The organism is Clostridium tertium (genome assembly GCF_017873245.1).
GTDB lineage: Bacteria > Bacillota > Clostridia > Clostridiales > Clostridiaceae > Clostridium > Clostridium tertium.
In genome coordinates this window covers 175,957-191,651 of sequence record NZ_JAGGJY010000003.1, presented here as the reverse complement: position 1 = coordinate 191,651, position 15,695 = coordinate 175,957, and the positions used below count along the sequence as shown (strand labels likewise).

Genomic DNA, 15,695 nt, shown 5'->3' with positions numbered 1-15,695 from the left:
CTCAGTTCTTTCTATATCTTGATGGCGCTATTCCAAATTTCTTTTTAAATACATAACTAAAATAATTTGCTTCTTGATATCCTACCTTTGTAGCAATCATATATGTTTTATCATCAGTAGTATTTAGTAATTTCACAGCTTCTTCTAGTCGTACTGAAGTAAGATAGTTTACAAAGCTCATATCAGTTTCCTTTTTAAATATAGTAGAAAAATAAGTTGGACTCACATGTAATTCTGAGCATAATTTTTCAACTGATATTTCAAAATCATTGTAATTTTCCTTTATATAACTTTTGGCCTTTTCCACTAAAAGCATTGAGGAATTAACACGTTCCTTCTTTATAAGCTTATTCAGTTTAATAGACTTATTTATAAACCATCCTTTTATTTCTTCTATAGAATCTAAACGGTCTAATCCCATATAACAATTAAAATTTTCACCAAATACGTCGTTAATTTCTATATTATATGTTTGCGTTAACTTAAGCATAGATGTCAGTATCTCCATTATATAAATTCTATACTTTTCCAATGGTATACAAGATTCTTCAACTACTTTAAATATACCATTTACAACTTCTTGTATTTCACTCTCTGTAGATAATTTTATAGTATTTAAAAATTTAACTTCATCTTGCTCATCAAATTGTAATTGAATTGAATTGTCTGGTTCAACATCATCAATATATATAGTTTTTCCATTACCCAATATCGGTCTATAATTTAATGCACTTTGAGCTGTGCTATAAGAAAATCTTATTTTTGATATATCATCACATATCCTACCTACCCCTGCAGATATAGTACCTCCAAATACACATTCAAAAACTTTACAAACTTCATTTAACCCTTTTATAAAGTTCATTATGTTATCCTTTTCATTGAAACTACTCAAAACTACAACCTTATCTAAATATGGAAAACTTATAAACTTGCAATAATTCTCCATCGTTTCATCTACTATATTTTTTATTGATATAGATAATAAACCAATATCATTTTGTAATTCTAAATCTTCTTCATTAGAGCTTATATTTCCATCAACACCTATTATTGCAACTGATAGATACTTTTCTATAAAATCTAATCCTAACTTTTTCTCATCTTCTATCCACTTTTCTCTAGTTATTCTTCCTTCTAAGGCTCCAATAAGAAACTGCTCTCTTATTACAGGAATACTTTCTACATAATGATTCCTTAATGTTTCCACATTTCTTTTTGCATCATATTCCTTGTCCAATTTTTCTTTTAATCTCTTTAGAACTTCTATAAGCTCAATTGAATTAATTGGCTTTAAAACATACTCAACTACATTTATCTTTATTGCCTTATGTGCATATTCCAAATCATCAGAGCCAGAAAAAATTATTATTTTTGTAGAAGGCATTATATCCGTAACTTTTCTACCTAACTCTAACCCATCCATAAAAGGCATTTTTATATCTGTCATTATTACATCTGGATGTAACTTTTCTGCCATTTCTAAAGCATCTTGTCCATTTTCAGCATCACCTACAACAATAAATCCATGTTCTTCCCAATTAATTTTTTTTATAACTCCAAGTCTTATCTCCTCTTCATCATCTACAATCATCAGTTTATATAACCCCATAAATAATCCTCCTATATAAAAACTATAAGTTTCTAAAAGAATAAATTTGACTAACAGTATCTCTTTAGCAATAGTTTTAATAATTATAATTTTAAATCCCCTTTATACCTATTTAATAATTATTATACCTAAGATTAATATAACACCTTATGCAAATAATTAAATATGTATGCACATTTTTATAATTTCAACTCTTATATAATAAAATCAAATTTACATTTTCAAAAAAATTGGTAATTCAAAGTTAAACCTAAATTTTCTAAATCTTAAAATTAATTATAACATATTTTTGTAATAATTTTCATGTAAATATTCTCAAACAACAAAAATAGGATGAGATATGTTTATTCTCATCCTATTTCTATGATTAATATTATATTTTTATACTAACGCTCCTATTATCAATGATAATGCTAATAATACAAATAATACTGCAATAACTCTATCCATTGTTTTAACTGATACATCTAAATTTCCATATAATGTATCCCTCATATTTTTCTTAGGAACTTCATCTACTTTTTCCTTTACAGCTTCATTTTCCATTTAACATCATTTCCTTTTTAAATTATTTTTTAGCTATATATTTTCTTACGTCTAATGAAACAGCTACTATTATTATTAAACCTCTTATTATATATTGCCAATAAGCATTTACTCCAATGAAGTTTAATCCATAGTTTATAACTTGAAGTAATACAGTACCTATAAGAACTCCTGGGATTGTACCAATACCACCTGTAAAGGATACCCCACCAACAACACAAGCTGAAATTGCATCTAATTCATAATTAAATCCGGTACTTGTTGTTGTAGATCCTGCTCTAGCTGCTTCTAGGAATCCAGCTAATCCATAAAGTACACCTGATATTACAAATATAATCATAATATTCTTAACTAAGTTAACACCTGAAACTGCTGCTGCTTCTGGATTTCCCCCAATAGCAAACATATTTTTACCAAGCTTTGTTTTATTCCATACAAACCACATAATAGCTGCAACTATTGCAAGATAGAATACTAAATATGGAATTTCCACACTACCTAACTTTAAGTAACCATTAACAAACCTTGTATATCTTTCATCTAAGTTAGCAACTGGTTGAGCTCCTAGTGGAGGTCTATCAATATATAAACATGATGCTCCATAAGCTATAAGTTGAGTACCCAAAGTAATAATAAATGCATGGACCTTGAGCTTCGCTACCCCGAATCCATTTATTGCACCAAATATACCACCTATAACTATTGCTAAAAGCATTGGTAATATTAGTGGTAATGCTGGTAGATCTGGATACATTCTAGCAGCATATGTTGTTGATTGTAATAATGATGCTGATATTATAGCTGTAAAGCCTAATATACGTCCTGCTGAAAGGTCTGTACCTTGAAGTACTATAAGTCCTGCTACCCCTAATGCAAGGATACCACGTGTTGATGCTTGACTTAAAATATTAGTAAAATTCTTCAATGAAAGGAACCCTGGTTCCTTTATAACAAAGAACACTATCATTATAAACAATACTATATATAGTGCATAATTTAGTAGGAAATTTTGTAAAGACTCTTTATTAAATTTAACTTTGTTCATAAGTTACACCTCTATCCTAAATATATTTAGCAGCCATAGCCATAATATCTTCTTGTGACAATTTATCTGCCTCACCTATCCCTGCTACTCTTCCGTTTGACATTACAAGTATTCTATCACATATTCCTAATAATTCTGGCATTTCAGAGGATACAACTATAACCCCTTTGCCTTTATTAGCTAAATCTATAATAAGTTGATAAATTTCATATTTAGCTCCAACATCTATTCCTCTTGTTGGCTCATCCAATAGTAGTATTTCTGGATTAGTTAAAAGCCATCTTCCTATGATTACTTTTTGTTGGTTACCTCCTGAAAGAGTTCTAATAGCCGTCTTTTGACTTGGAGTTTTTACCTTCATACTATCTATTGTCCATTTAGTATCTTCAGTCATCTTTTTATTATCTAATACACCAAATTTACTATATCCATCTATATTAGCAATCATTGTATTAAATTTTATATCAAGTTGTCCAAATATTCCTGTTGATCTACGTTCTTCTGTCAACAATGCAAATCCATTTTTTATTGCTCTTCTTGAATCTGTATTTTCAACTTTCTTACCATGTAATATTACTTCGCCTTCATTATGACGAGCTATTCCAAATATAGTTTCTAATAATTCCGTTCTTTTTGATCCAACAAGTCCAGCAACCCCTAAAATTTCTCCTTTTTTAAGTTCAAAAGATACATCCTTTATAGATGGTTGATATGTACCAGTTAGATTTTTCACTTCTAATATTACCTCTCCTGGCTTATTTGTCTTTGGTGGGAATCTATTAGTTAAATCACGACCAACCATTAACTTAATTATTTTATCAGTTGTAAGATCTTTTGCAGGAATTGTATCTATCCATTTACCATCACGCATTATTGTAACGTCATCGGAAATTTCAAGAATCTCCTCCATTTTATGAGAAATATATATAATACCGCAGCCTTTAGCCTTTAATTTATTAATTATTCTAAATAAATGCTTAACCTCTTCTGTAGTTAATGATGATGTTGGTTCATCTAAAACTAGTATTTTTGCATTATATGAAACTGCTTTTGCAATTTCAACCATTTGTCTTTGCGAAACAGATAATTTTGCCATTTTAACCTTTGGATTAACATCTATTTCAAGTTCATCTAATATTTTTTTAGTTTCTTCATACATTACTTTTTCGCTTACAATTCCAGCATTTCCTGGATATCTTCCAAGCCATATATTATCCATAACATTTCTTTGTAAAACTTGGTTTAATTCTTGGTGAACCATAGCAACGCCATTATCCATTGCTTGCTTTGGATTAGAAAACTTGCTTTTTTCACCATCTATTAAAATTTCTCCACCATCTTCAATATAAACACCGAATAAACATTTCATTAAAGTAGATTTACCTGCTCCATTTTCACCCATTAAAGCATGTACAGTTCCTGGTCTTACTTTTAATTGGACATTATCTAGCGCTTTAACCCCTGGAAATTCTTTACATATATCTGTCATTTCAAGAACATATTTTGTATCTGCCATAACTTACTTCACCACTTTTCTATTATTTATTAAACTGCATAGTGAAAATACACTATGCAGTTTAGAGGAAATTTATTTGTTTATATTATTTAACATATTCTTGATATGGAATACGTACAGCAACTCCTGTATCATCAAATTTATATGAAGTACCTTCTACAGCACTCTTTCCACCAGCTAAGTTCATTCCAGTTTCATATAATGCTTTTGCCATTCCTTCTGCATCTTGAAGAACTGATCCTAACATAAATCCTTTTCCAATTAAGTCTTGTGCTGCTGCTGTAGCATCAACACCTACAACTGGGATAGTTTTTGCAGCATCACCATTGTTATAACCTTGAGCTTGTAATGCAGCTATAGCACCTTGAGCCATACCATCATTATTAGCAATTACAGCTTCAATCTTGTCACCAAATTTTGAGAACCATGCTTCAGTAGCATTTTGTGCTAATGCTTGGTCCCAGTTACAAACTTGAAGTGCTAATTCTTCTGTCTTAACTCCTTTATCATTTAAAGTTGAAACAGAATATTGAGTTCTTGCAACTGCTTCTGGATTATCAGGTTCACCTTTTAGCATTACATATTGTAATACTCCATCTCCATTCTTATCTATAGCAGCTTTATCTTTTTCCCATACCTTTGACAGTATTTCTCCTTGCATAACTCCAGCTTCTTTTGCATTTGTTCCAACAAATATAGCCTTGTCATATGCCTTTATTGAATCTGCTGATGGTTCTCTATTGAATAGTACTACAGGTTTCTCTGCAGTTTTAATCTTATCAATTACTGTAGGTGCAGCTCCTGTATCTACTAAGTTAACTAATAAAAGATCTACATCTTTTTGAAGTAATGTATCTATACTGTCATTTTGAGTAGCTTGGTCACCTTTTCCATCATAGAAAGTGAACTCAACTTTATCTGGATTTTCAGATTGTATTTTTTCTAAACTTTGACGAACTGTAGAAATATAAGTATCATCGAATTTGTATAAACATACTCCAACCTTAACCTTGTCTCCTTTTGAAGTATCTCCACCATTAGAACCTCCACTATTTCCACCACAGCCAACTAATGAAGCTGTAACCATAACAGTAGCCATTGCCATTGTAAGTAATTTTTTAACCTTTTTCATATTAACCCTCCACCTTTTATAAAATCGTTAACACTTAATTGATTTCGTTTACATCTATTATTATAAATTTATCTTGTAATAACTTCCATACGAAAAACTTAACACTTCTATCGAAATTCTTAGATAATACTTTTATATATATTTTAATAATTTGAAAGAACTATCCTTTTATGATAAAATTTAAAATTGCAATTAAATATATGAGGTGATTAACGTGGATATAGAGTATCTATCGAAATTTATTAAGGATTCTTGGAAAGCATTCCGTCCCTTTTCATTAACATTAGCAATTGGATCTACCACTCTTGGTATTATTGCAGCTGATAAAATGGGATATATTAATTGGGCTAGTAATAATGATATTTTTTTGGTTATCATAATAACAGTAGCTGGGCTTCTAGCTCAATCAGGAGCTAACCTAGTAAATGATTATTTTGAAGGAAGTTTTAGATATTATAGGCCAAGCGGTAGAAAAGTTAATTTTTTAGGTGTGACTAGGACTTATTTTGATATTTATGTTTTTCTTTGGGCAATGTGCTGTTTTGCATTAGCTTCTTTAATTGGATTATATCTTATATACATAACTGATTTTAAAATGTTTATTATAGGTTTGATAGGAATATTTGGTGCTTACGCTTATACAGGAGAACCCTTTGTATTTAAAAGAAAAGGACTCGGAGTTCCAATTTCCTTTATAACCATGGGTCCTCTAATGGTATTAGGTGCATCTTATCCTTTTACTAAATCTATAAGCATATACCCTATACTACTTTCATTACCTGCTTCATTTCTTATTCCAGCGCTAATGATAAGTAATGAAATGAGAGATTTTAAAAGAGATGCTAATTTAAGTCTTGGAACGTTAAGTGTTAGGATTGGTAGTAAATATAGTACATATATCTATAGATTTTTAGTTTTTGGTTCATATTTTTTAACTTTAATATATGTTATATCAGGATTTTATCCTATTACTTCTTTATTAGTATTTTTAACATTTCCAATAGCACTAAAAGCTCATAGATCAGTTTGTAAATTTGAAAAGCTTGGAATCCCTTATACAAATAATTTACATTGGACATTTACTCTTATTTTAATATTAGCATTATTTTTAGGATAACTCTTATTAATCCAGATTATACAGTAAATCTTTAATAATACATCTTCTTTTTACATATAATAATTTATATATAGAAAGGAGATGTATTTTTATATGAAAAAAGGAACAAAAGTATTAATAGCTGTACTTGTAGTTATTGCAATATTAGTCTTTCCTATAATATCTAGCTACAATAATTTAGTATCTCTAGAGCAGCTTGTTAGTACATCAGAATCTAATATAGATACTCAATTACAAAGGAGATCTGACTTGATACCTAATTTAGTTAATACAGTTAAGGGATACGCATCTCAGGAAAAGGATATATTCACTGATATAGCTAATGCTAGAAGTAAACTTTCAGGTGCAGCAAACATATCAGAACAAGCAAATGCAGATAGCCAATTGTCAAATGCTCTTTCTAGATTATTAGTTGTTGTTGAAAGATACCCTGATTTAAAATCTAATCAAAACTTTCAGGACTTAAGTATTCAGCTAGAAGGAACTGAAAATAGAATAGCTGTTGCAAGGCAAGATTATAATACAGCTGTAACTAATTATAATACTAAAAGGAGAAGATTCCCTACTAATATAATTGCTTCATTATTTGGATTTCAAGAAAAACCACTTTATAAAGCAAGTGATGGTGCTAGTGAAGTACCTTCAGTTGATTTCTCCAGATAAATATGAATATTAGTGCTAAATTCAAAAAATTTTTAATATCTTCTCTATTATTAATACTAAGTTTTTCATTACCAGTTTCAGCAGCTACTAATTATCCTTATCCTACAAATTATAAATATGTAAATGACTATGTAGGTATATTAAAATCAAATGAAATAGAAACAATTATATCATTAGGTAAAGAACTTGAAGATAAAACTGGAGCTCAATCTATTGTTGTAATCGTAGATACTACAGATGATATTCCAATTGAAAATTATGCTATAAATTTATTTCGCTCTTGGGGAATTGGACAGAAAAATAAAGATAATGGTTTATTAATTCTAGTTTCCATAAATGATAGAAATTGGCGAGTTGAAGTTGGAAGAGGTTTAGAAGGTGCTATTCCCGATGCCCTAAGTAACAGAGTTATGCAATCTTTAGCTAAGGATGATTTTAAAGATGAAAATTATGGTTCTGGTATAATAAAGAGCTATAGTGCTTTTACTGATTTAATTGCTAAAGAATATGGAGTTACTTTAAGTAAATCTTTAAATATATCAATTCCAAAGGAAGCACAAGAAACATCACATAACTTTGCAGGAAATATTTTAATAGTAATAATAGTCATTTCTTTCTTGTTAGATTTATTTTTTAACCGTGGTCGAGTTTCCTCTTCACTACTTCAAATTATCTTTTGGAGTAATATAGGAAGAAGAGGTGGTCCTCGTGGTGGAGGTGGCGGCTTCGGTGGAGGTGGCTCTGGTGGATTTGGAGGTTTTGGCGGAGGCTCTTCTAATGGAGGCGGCTCCTCTGGAAGCTGGTAAATTAGAATCTACTATAATAAATTATTAGATAAAATAGAAAAATCATGTATATAGAATATTTAATTCCTATATACATGATTTTTTATTTGCTTTTTTATTTCATATATTCCTTTGTCTCTGTTTTTAATCCTTTTTTTCTTAATTTACTTTCTATAAACTCCTTAACTATAGAGTAGAAAATAGCAAATAGAGGAACTCCTATTATCATTCCAACTATACCTAATAATTTTCCTGCAACTAATATAGAAAATAATATCCAAAAAGCTGAGATACCTATTGAATCTCCTAAAATCTTTGGTCCTATTACATTTCCATCTAATTGTTGTATAAATAATATTATTAATAAGAACCATAAAGCTTGAACAGGTGATACAAATAATATTATTATGAATGATGGTATTGCACCTATAAATGGTCCAAAGAAAGGTATTATGTTAGTTATACCAACTATAACTGAAACCAGTATCGTGTATGGCATTTTAAATATAGTTAATATTATAAATGTTAATACTCCTATAATTAAAGAATCTATTATCTTTCCCACAAGAAATCTTCCAAATGTATAGTTACTTCTATCAACTAGTTTTATAATTTCATCTGCATATGATTCCGGAAATAATCCATAAGTTATTTTTTTGCTTAATGCACATAACTTTTCTTTATCTATTAATAAGTATACTGATACTATTATACCTAAAATCACATTCCATATACTTGATGCAACACTTGCTAAAAATCCTCCTAATGCAGGAATTAAATTTGTTGCAAATCTAATTATATAATTAACTAAGCTATTAAAGTTATCCATTAAAACCTGAGAATACTGATCTTCTATATTTAATTTCATTATTATTTCATTTACAAAGTTTGTAGTGTTAGTTATATATGAAGGTATATCATTTACTAATCCAACAACACTATCAATTAATTGAGGTAATAAGAATTTAACAAACATACTAATTATAAAAAAAGTAGTTATATAAGAAAATAAAATAGCTAATCCTCTTTTTGATTTTAACTTTATCTTTTTTATGTATTTTGTTTCAAAAACCTTATTTTCATAAAAGTTCAATAAAAAATTTACTATATATGCAATTGAAAATCCAATTATAAATGGCTGCATAACAACTAATATAGAATCTAGCTTATCAGTAAAAATAGTTACTTGCGATATGGCTAAATAAAATAATATAACTGAAATTGCAACTATAAATGAATATATTGCTATGGTTGTGTATTTACTATTCCAATTTACTTTCATTATATACCTCTCTTTACTATAATTTTTTTATGTTAAGACTTTTTAATACAATTATAATGTATTTAGGCTTAAAATTGTCAAATTTAATGAAATTTAATTAATTATTCATTATTATAATATTAATCTCATGTAAAATTATAATATATGTTACTCATAATCTACACTTTATACTTATATTTTTATTTTGAATGTATTAATTTTTATAAAACTATAAATATCAAAAGGGTTGCCTAAAAATAGACAACCTTCTTATTAAATAAATAATAGCAAGCTCACTGCCATTACTATCATTCCTAAAATTAATCCATATATAGATAGGTGATGCTCACCATATTCCTTAGCTGCTGGTAATAATTCATCTAGTGATATAAATACCATTATTCCGGCTACCATAGCAAATATTATTCCGAATGTTAAATCATTAAAGTAATTTCTTAAAAATACATATCCTACAATTGCTCCAATTGGTTCTGACATTCCTGATAAAAAGGAATATATAAATGCTTTTTTCTTATCTCCTGTAGCATAGTAAATTGGTACTGAAACTGATATTCCTTCTGGAATATTATGAATTGCTATAGCTACTGCTATAGGTATTGCTATTTTCATATCTCCTAACGCAGATACAAATGTAGCTAGTCCTTCTGGAAAATTATGAATACCTATTGCTAATGCAGTAAATACTCCTGTTCTTAAAAGTCCACTAGTATTCTTTTCATTACTTCCTTCTGTTGGAAGCGACTTAACTTCATGTGGATTTTCTCCACTAGGTACAAATTTATCTATTATTGCAATTAGAAACATCCCTACAAAAAATGAAATTACAGTTAAATAATTTCCTGATCTTTCTCCTAATGCTAATACTAATGAATCTTTTGCCTTTGGGAATATCTCTATCATTGATACATATATCATAACTCCAGCTGAGAAACCTAAACTTATGGATAAAAATTTCTTATTTGTATTCCTTGCTAAGAACGCTATTAAACTTCCTATACCAGTGGCAAGTCCAGCAAATAATGTTATCAAAAATGCTATTGTTACATTACTCATATTTTACCCTTTCAAATTAATATATTCTATATATTAATTTTACACTAAATGATAATATTTTTCAATTGAAATTATATTTATTTTCTAAATATTCGTAAATGTTTTTCATTTTTTTATTAAAAATTCTTGCTAATATATATATTGATATTGTATATATTGTTACCAATACCTCTAAATTTATAAAATAATTATATCCTTCCCCTAGAACCTCAAGAATAGTCCCTTTCGCTGCTAAATTTGAATTAAACAATATAAAAAAATAATTAGTATTAAATTTATGATTAAATATTCCAATTATAATACCCATTATCTGTAATAATATATATACTTTTATTACTTTAGATTCCTTTAGATAATATCTATGTATCAATAAAAAGTATATTGGAATTACTATTATTGAAATATGCGATACCATAAACTGATAATATTTAAAGTACATACTTGATAAGGACGTATCCATAGATATTAAACTAGCTATTCCCCCTATAGCACCATAACAAATAACAAAGTCATATATTTTTTTACTTTTAGTAAATCCAAGAATAATACATAAAATATTTGCAATATAGCAAAGATGTAGAGGTAAATTATCTACTTCTATTCCATTAATCAACCATGTGATCAAATAATAAAATATAAATATAATTGAAGATAAACCTGTTAATATATATCTTATTATTTTTTCAACCTTATAATTTTTTCTTATTTCATTTCTATAAACTATTATTAATATTATTATTAATATCATTATTATTATTGGAGTAAATTGCTCACTATTATTCATTTGATAGCTTTTATTTGGCCTTTGCAATGTAAAAAAATCCTTCATATATATCTCTCTCCCCTAATCTATCAATATGTCATAAAGAATAAAATAATTCTAAAAAAATAGGCCAGTATAGCAACTGCTATACTGGTCTTATTAGCCTCTTTAAATTACTTTATTTTTATATTAACAAGATCTCCAACAACCATTGTTATTTGTATTATTATTGTTATTTGTATTATTATTTCCTTCGCTTAAACAATTTAAGAATCTCATTACTTCTCTAATTACTTGTTCACGGCCTCTTCTAACTCCAGCCCTAAATCCTCTTTGAAAACCTACTCTGCAACCTTCTCTAAATCCTCTTTCAAATCCTTGTCTAAAGCCTTGCCTAAAGCCTTGTCTAAGACCTCTTTCAAAACTAGCTCTTGCTAATTCTTCTGCCCTAGAAACACCACTTCTGAATCCATCTCTAAATCCTTGTGAATAGCCTTCACGTCTTCCTTGCTCTCTCCCCTTACATAATCCGCATCTAAAGCCTCTTCTAAATCCTCGTTCTAGTCCTTCTCTTAATCCTCTTTCAAAACATCGACGACAATTTACTATTCCATTATTATTACCACATGCAGAACGTAATTCTTCATTACTTAGTCCCTCAAGACCTTCTTCACCTTGAAAATCATTATTTAAATTATCGATATTTCCATCAAAATTCGCTAAATCTGCAAAATTATCATTTTCAAAGAATGCATTATTTTCTACTGAATTGTTTTCTACTGGATTATTTCCTATTGAATTTTCTCCTACAAATTGGTTTGCTTCTTCATTTTGAATTCTTCTCATTATTTCTTCAAAATTATCACTATTGAATTCATAATTTGTTTCCATCTTTTTTATCTCCTTGTATAATACTCATAATACATAATATATGAATGGTTTCTCCTTTTGGTTAATACTTTTTATAATATTTACTATTTATCTTATTAGGTATAATAAATAACTTAATAAGCTTATTCATTTAATAATGAATAAACTTCTCTAACAAGTTTTTTTACCCTATCTGGAAGTTTTGATATAGCTTTTTCTCTTTTTTTCTCATCTTCTATTTGTGCTATTCTCATAACTTCTTGTTGAACTCCTGGAATGCTATTAAACTCTGATACTATTCTATTAAACCTATCAGCAAATCTTGGATCTTGCATTTTCGCTTGGAGTTTCATGATTAAATTATAACTATTCATTATTTATTGCTCCTAGAATTATTTTACTTCATCTTATTCATTAACATTTTCATTTGTTACCGCGATTTTTAATTATAAAATAAGCCAGAATAGAATTATCTATTCTGGCTTATTTTATAATTAAAATTTTAAGCTTGAAACTTCCTTAAACATATTTATTTCTTTTTCTGACTCTACTTCACTTAAGCTCTCATTCCAGTTCTTATCAAATTTTATTTTATATATTTCAATATGTGATTTATCTTTAACTGGTGCCATTGCAACATATTCACTTCCACATATTAATTTTTGTTCTAGTATTGCATAATCTACTTTATTTCCATTTTCATCACTAAAAGACATTATTTTTTCACTCATAATATACACTCCTTTACCTTACTAAATTTATTTTGCTTTAATCTAATAAATTTATTCATATATCGATTAATTTAACTTTATTGAAGCTTTAATAAATATTCTTGCATATCCTTTATTAGTTTCGCATATTCATCTGATACTTCTATTAAACTTTTCTTTAAATGTTCATGTATATCATTGTCTTTTATTAGAAAATCTAAAATAGCTTTAAATCCCATTTCTGTACCTTTAATAGATGTTTGTAGTATTTCCTTATCAGTATCTATATTTATTTCCTTAAAACTATTAAAAAGCTCTACTATCTTGCCCCACATGCCTTCATCATATGTAACTTTAGCACCTAATTCTTCAATTTCTTTTACTACTAAATCTTTATTTTTTTGAACTGTTATTAATACCTTATCTAGAAGTTCTACAACCTTATAATCCATAGCTTTATCTTTTAATTTTGCTATTTCATTTTCTCCCATTATAATTCCTTCTAGTTCCTTATTAAGTTCCTTTATATTTTTATTCATGTTTTCACACTCCTTTATACTATTGTTTATTTTATAAAGGAGCATTATTCATTTTAAATGATTTAATGATTAATTTATTTTATTCTTCATTTAATTCTTCTGTTTTCTTATCTTTATTGTTTATAATTAAATGAATCCTATCAATTCTTCTATCATCTAGTTTTACTAACCTTAATGTTATATTGTCTGATAATACTTCGCAATTTTTAGTTGTAGTTGGAATTTCTCCAAGCTTTTCAATGAAGAATCCCCCTATGGTATCAGCAACTTCTGACTCTAATTCTATATCTAAATAATCATTTAAATCTGATAAAGTCATTAATCCACTGACAACATAATTTTTATCATCTATTTTTTCAACATCTAAGTTATCGTCATACTCATCTAGGATTTCTCCCATTACCTCTTCTATGATATCTTCCATTGTTACTATACCTGAAAAACCACCATACTCATCTATTAAAATAGCTATATAAGCTTTTTTATCTTTTAATTCTTTAAATAAGTCATCTATGCTTTTTGTTTCAATAAAGAAACATGGATCTTTTATTATATCTCTTATTTTTACATTATCTATACCTTTTTCAACAATACTTGCAAATAAATCCTTCATGTGTAATATTCCTATAACATTATCTATTTCATCTTCATATATAGGTATTCTTGAAAAATTTTCATCTAGAATAGTTTTTATACAATCTCTTATATCATCATTTACATCTAGTAAAAATGTTTCTGTTCTTGGTGTCATTATCTTTTTAGCTGTGGTATCATCAAATTCAATTATTCCATCTATCATTTCTCTTTCAACTTGATTTATAGCTCCATTTTCTTCACCGATTTCTATAAGGCTTCTAATTTCTTCTCTAGATATTTGTTCTTCAATTCCTTCTGTTTTAAATCCCAAAATCTTAAGAATAATATTAGTTGAAAATGATAAAAACCATACAAATGGCTTAGTTATTTTTGATATTAGAATTATTGTTTTTATAGAAAACATTGCAACTTTTTCAGAATTTTGAAGTGCTATTCTCTTAGGTACTAATTCTCCAAGAACTAGTGTTAAATATGAAATAGCTAATGTTGTTAAAACTAATGCAATACTTTCGCTATACGGAATATTAACTTCCTTTAATATGTTTGCAAACCCAACTGAAATTGAAGTTGCAGCTGATGCTGATGCAAAGAAACCTGCAAATGTTATTCCAACCTGTATTGTAGATAAAAAATTATTAGGTTCTTTTAATATGTTTCTTAATAGTATTGCTTTCTTATTTCCTTCTTCTGCTAATATGTTTATTTTTGTTTTATTTAATGATACTATTGCCATTTCTGCTGATGCAAAAAATGCATTAACTACTACCAATATTAAAATTAATATAAAACTACTCCCGGGACTTCCTTCCATTTATTTATTCTCCTTAAATTTAAAATATAGTGGAATAATTCTATCATATAAAAGCTTATTCTTTCAAATACGTATTTTTAATGCTACAGATTAAATAGTCTTAATTTTTTTAATTATTGTAAAATACTTATCTATATTGAGCTATATCTTCTAAAAACTAATGATTGTTACATATATCTATAATAAAAGGTTAGGAAATCAAAAGTTTCCTAACCTTTTATTAGTTTTCTTCACCAAAAGCTTCTTTTAAAGTATGCCATGCAAGAACAGCACATTTTACCCTAGCTGGCATATTTGATATATTCTTTAGAACTATGGCATCTTCTAAATCTTCAAGTTCATCTTCATCATTTATTTCTCTTTTTATCATTCCAATAAATGTTTCCACAAGCTTTAATGCTTCTTCTTTATCTTTACCTTTTATAAGATCGATCATCATTGAAGTTGATGCTTGAGATATTGCACAACCTTGCCCAGTAAATGCTAAATCTTCTATGATATCTCCATTCATCTTTAATTCTAATGTTATTTCATCTCCACAACTTGGATTATGGCCCTTTTCAGATAAATCTGGATTATCTAGCTTTCTTCTGTTATGTCTTGAAGTACTGTGCTCCATTATAAGTTCTGTATATATAGCGTTTAAATCCATTA

Annotated in this window: 17 protein-coding genes; 3 read left to right on the top strand and 14 right to left on the bottom strand. The window is 27.9% G+C overall.

Translation table 11 applies throughout. The annotated features are described in order from the left end of the window. Window position 1: 1 nt before the first annotated feature. From J2Z25_RS06080 to J2Z25_RS06060, 5 genes are all read right to left on the bottom strand, one after another. The gene (locus J2Z25_RS06080; protein WP_209739132.1) at window positions 2-1,612 is read right to left on the bottom strand and encodes a response regulator; all 1,611 of its coding nucleotides are present in this window, start codon (window positions 1,610-1,612) and stop codon (window positions 2-4) included. Window positions 1,613-1,993: 381 nt separating this feature from the next. Further along, window positions 1,994-2,158, bottom strand: coding sequence for a hypothetical protein (locus tag J2Z25_RS06075; RefSeq protein WP_008676978.1), 165 nt, complete (start codon window positions 2,156-2,158; stop codon window positions 1,994-1,996). A 22-nt stretch (window positions 2,159-2,180) separates the two neighbouring features. After that, window positions 2,181-3,203, bottom strand: coding sequence for a galactose/methyl galactoside ABC transporter permease MglC (mglC, locus tag J2Z25_RS06070; protein ID WP_008676977.1), 1,023 nt, complete (start codon window positions 3,201-3,203; stop codon window positions 2,181-2,183). Between the two features lie 16 nt (window positions 3,204-3,219). Beyond that, the gene (mglA, locus tag J2Z25_RS06065; RefSeq protein ID WP_008676975.1) at window positions 3,220-4,719 is read right to left on the bottom strand and encodes a galactose/methyl galactoside ABC transporter ATP-binding protein MglA; all 1,500 of its coding nucleotides are present in this window, start codon (window positions 4,717-4,719) and stop codon (window positions 3,220-3,222) included. Between the two features lie 85 nt (window positions 4,720-4,804). After that, window positions 4,805-5,851 (bottom strand): galactose ABC transporter substrate-binding protein, encoded by a 1,047-nt coding sequence (locus tag J2Z25_RS06060; protein WP_097033615.1) that lies wholly within the window; start codon window positions 5,849-5,851, stop codon window positions 4,805-4,807. Window positions 5,852-6,065: 214 nt separating this feature from the next. Here J2Z25_RS06060 and J2Z25_RS06055 point away from each other — a divergent pair, with 214 nt between their 5' ends. From J2Z25_RS06055 to J2Z25_RS06045, 3 genes are all read left to right on the top strand, one after another. Beyond that, window positions 6,066-6,968 (top strand): prenyltransferase, encoded by a 903-nt coding sequence (locus tag J2Z25_RS06055; RefSeq protein WP_008676971.1) that lies wholly within the window; start codon window positions 6,066-6,068, stop codon window positions 6,966-6,968. 93 nt (window positions 6,969-7,061) lie between these two features. Then, window positions 7,062-7,631, top strand: coding sequence for a LemA family protein (locus J2Z25_RS06050; protein ID WP_008676968.1), 570 nt, complete (start codon window positions 7,062-7,064; stop codon window positions 7,629-7,631). Between the two features lie 2 nt (window positions 7,632-7,633). Continuing rightward, the gene (locus tag J2Z25_RS06045) at window positions 7,634-8,437 is read left to right on the top strand and encodes a TPM domain-containing protein (RefSeq protein ID WP_209739130.1); all 804 of its coding nucleotides are present in this window, start codon (window positions 7,634-7,636) and stop codon (window positions 8,435-8,437) included. A gap of 94 nt (window positions 8,438-8,531) precedes the next feature. Here J2Z25_RS06045 and J2Z25_RS06040 read toward each other — a convergent pair whose 3' ends face one another. The 9 genes from J2Z25_RS06040 to sufU all read right to left on the bottom strand — a co-directional run bounded on the left by J2Z25_RS06040 (window position 8,532) and on the right by sufU (window position 15,693). Further along, entirely contained in the window at window positions 8,532-9,698 is a 1,167-nt protein-coding gene (locus J2Z25_RS06040) for an AI-2E family transporter (RefSeq protein ID WP_097033618.1), read from the bottom strand. Between the two features lie 252 nt (window positions 9,699-9,950). Next, complete coding sequence (zupT, locus tag J2Z25_RS06035) at window positions 9,951-10,751, bottom strand: zinc transporter ZupT (RefSeq protein ID WP_008676963.1); 801 nt, start codon at window positions 10,749-10,751, stop codon at window positions 9,951-9,953. A gap of 61 nt (window positions 10,752-10,812) precedes the next feature. Next, window positions 10,813-11,580: a YwaF family protein gene (locus tag J2Z25_RS06030; RefSeq protein ID WP_209739128.1), complete on the bottom strand. Its 768-nt coding sequence runs from the start codon at window positions 11,578-11,580 to the stop codon at window positions 10,813-10,815. Window positions 11,581-11,703: 123 nt separating this feature from the next. Next, window positions 11,704-12,405: a FliH/SctL family protein gene (locus tag J2Z25_RS06025; RefSeq protein ID WP_209739126.1), complete on the bottom strand. Its 702-nt coding sequence runs from the start codon at window positions 12,403-12,405 to the stop codon at window positions 11,704-11,706. Between the two features lie 122 nt (window positions 12,406-12,527). After that, complete coding sequence (locus J2Z25_RS06020; RefSeq protein WP_008676960.1) at window positions 12,528-12,758, bottom strand: hypothetical protein; 231 nt, start codon at window positions 12,756-12,758, stop codon at window positions 12,528-12,530. A 120-nt stretch (window positions 12,759-12,878) separates the two neighbouring features. Further along, window positions 12,879-13,115, bottom strand: a complete 237-nt coding sequence (locus J2Z25_RS06015) for a DUF1292 domain-containing protein (RefSeq protein ID WP_207747181.1) — start codon at window positions 13,113-13,115, stop codon at window positions 12,879-12,881. 77 nt (window positions 13,116-13,192) lie between these two features. Then, window positions 13,193-13,633 (bottom strand): hypothetical protein, encoded by a 441-nt coding sequence (locus J2Z25_RS06010; protein ID WP_209739123.1) that lies wholly within the window; start codon window positions 13,631-13,633, stop codon window positions 13,193-13,195. 79 nt (window positions 13,634-13,712) lie between these two features. Next, window positions 13,713-15,041 (bottom strand): hemolysin family protein, encoded by a 1,329-nt coding sequence (locus J2Z25_RS06005; RefSeq protein ID WP_209739120.1) that lies wholly within the window; start codon window positions 15,039-15,041, stop codon window positions 13,713-13,715. Between the two features lie 220 nt (window positions 15,042-15,261). Next, the gene (sufU, locus tag J2Z25_RS06000) at window positions 15,262-15,693 is read right to left on the bottom strand and encodes a Fe-S cluster assembly sulfur transfer protein SufU (protein WP_008676955.1); all 432 of its coding nucleotides are present in this window, start codon (window positions 15,691-15,693) and stop codon (window positions 15,262-15,264) included. Between the last annotated feature and the right edge of the window lie 2 nt (window positions 15,694-15,695).

Coding starts and splice junctions, on each gene's coding strand:
- J2Z25_RS06080 (WP_209739132.1), bottom strand. CDS start 1,612: ATGGGGTTATATAAACTGATGATTGTAGATGATGAAGAGGAGATAAGA.
- J2Z25_RS06075 (WP_008676978.1), bottom strand. CDS start 2,158: ATGGAAAATGAAGCTGTAAAGGAAAAAGTAGATGAAGTTCCTAAGAAA.
- mglC (WP_008676977.1), bottom strand. CDS start 3,203: ATGAACAAAGTTAAATTTAATAAAGAGTCTTTACAAAATTTCCTACTA.
- mglA (WP_008676975.1), bottom strand. CDS start 4,719: ATGGCAGATACAAAATATGTTCTTGAAATGACAGATATATGTAAAGAA.
- J2Z25_RS06060 (WP_097033615.1), bottom strand. CDS start 5,851: ATGAAAAAGGTTAAAAAATTACTTACAATGGCAATGGCTACTGTTATG.
- J2Z25_RS06050 (WP_008676968.1), top strand. CDS start 7,062: ATGAAAAAAGGAACAAAAGTATTAATAGCTGTACTTGTAGTTATTGCA.
- J2Z25_RS06045 (WP_209739130.1), top strand. CDS start 7,634: ATGAATATTAGTGCTAAATTCAAAAAATTTTTAATATCTTCTCTATTA.
- J2Z25_RS06040 (WP_097033618.1), bottom strand. CDS start 9,698: ATGAAAGTAAATTGGAATAGTAAATACACAACCATAGCAATATATTCA.
- zupT (WP_008676963.1), bottom strand. CDS start 10,751: ATGAGTAATGTAACAATAGCATTTTTGATAACATTATTTGCTGGACTT.
- J2Z25_RS06030 (WP_209739128.1), bottom strand. CDS start 11,580: ATGAAGGATTTTTTTACATTGCAAAGGCCAAATAAAAGCTATCAAATG.
- J2Z25_RS06025 (WP_209739126.1), bottom strand. CDS start 12,405: ATGGAAACAAATTATGAATTCAATAGTGATAATTTTGAAGAAATAATG.
- J2Z25_RS06020 (WP_008676960.1), bottom strand. CDS start 12,758: ATGAATAGTTATAATTTAATCATGAAACTCCAAGCGAAAATGCAAGAT.
- J2Z25_RS06015 (WP_207747181.1), bottom strand. CDS start 13,115: ATGAGTGAAAAAATAATGTCTTTTAGTGATGAAAATGGAAATAAAGTA.
- J2Z25_RS06010 (WP_209739123.1), bottom strand. CDS start 13,633: ATGAATAAAAATATAAAGGAACTTAATAAGGAACTAGAAGGAATTATA.
- J2Z25_RS06005 (WP_209739120.1), bottom strand. CDS start 15,041: ATGGAAGGAAGTCCCGGGAGTAGTTTTATATTAATTTTAATATTGGTA.
- sufU (WP_008676955.1), bottom strand. CDS start 15,693: ATGGATTTAAACGCTATATATACAGAACTTATAATGGAGCACAGTACT.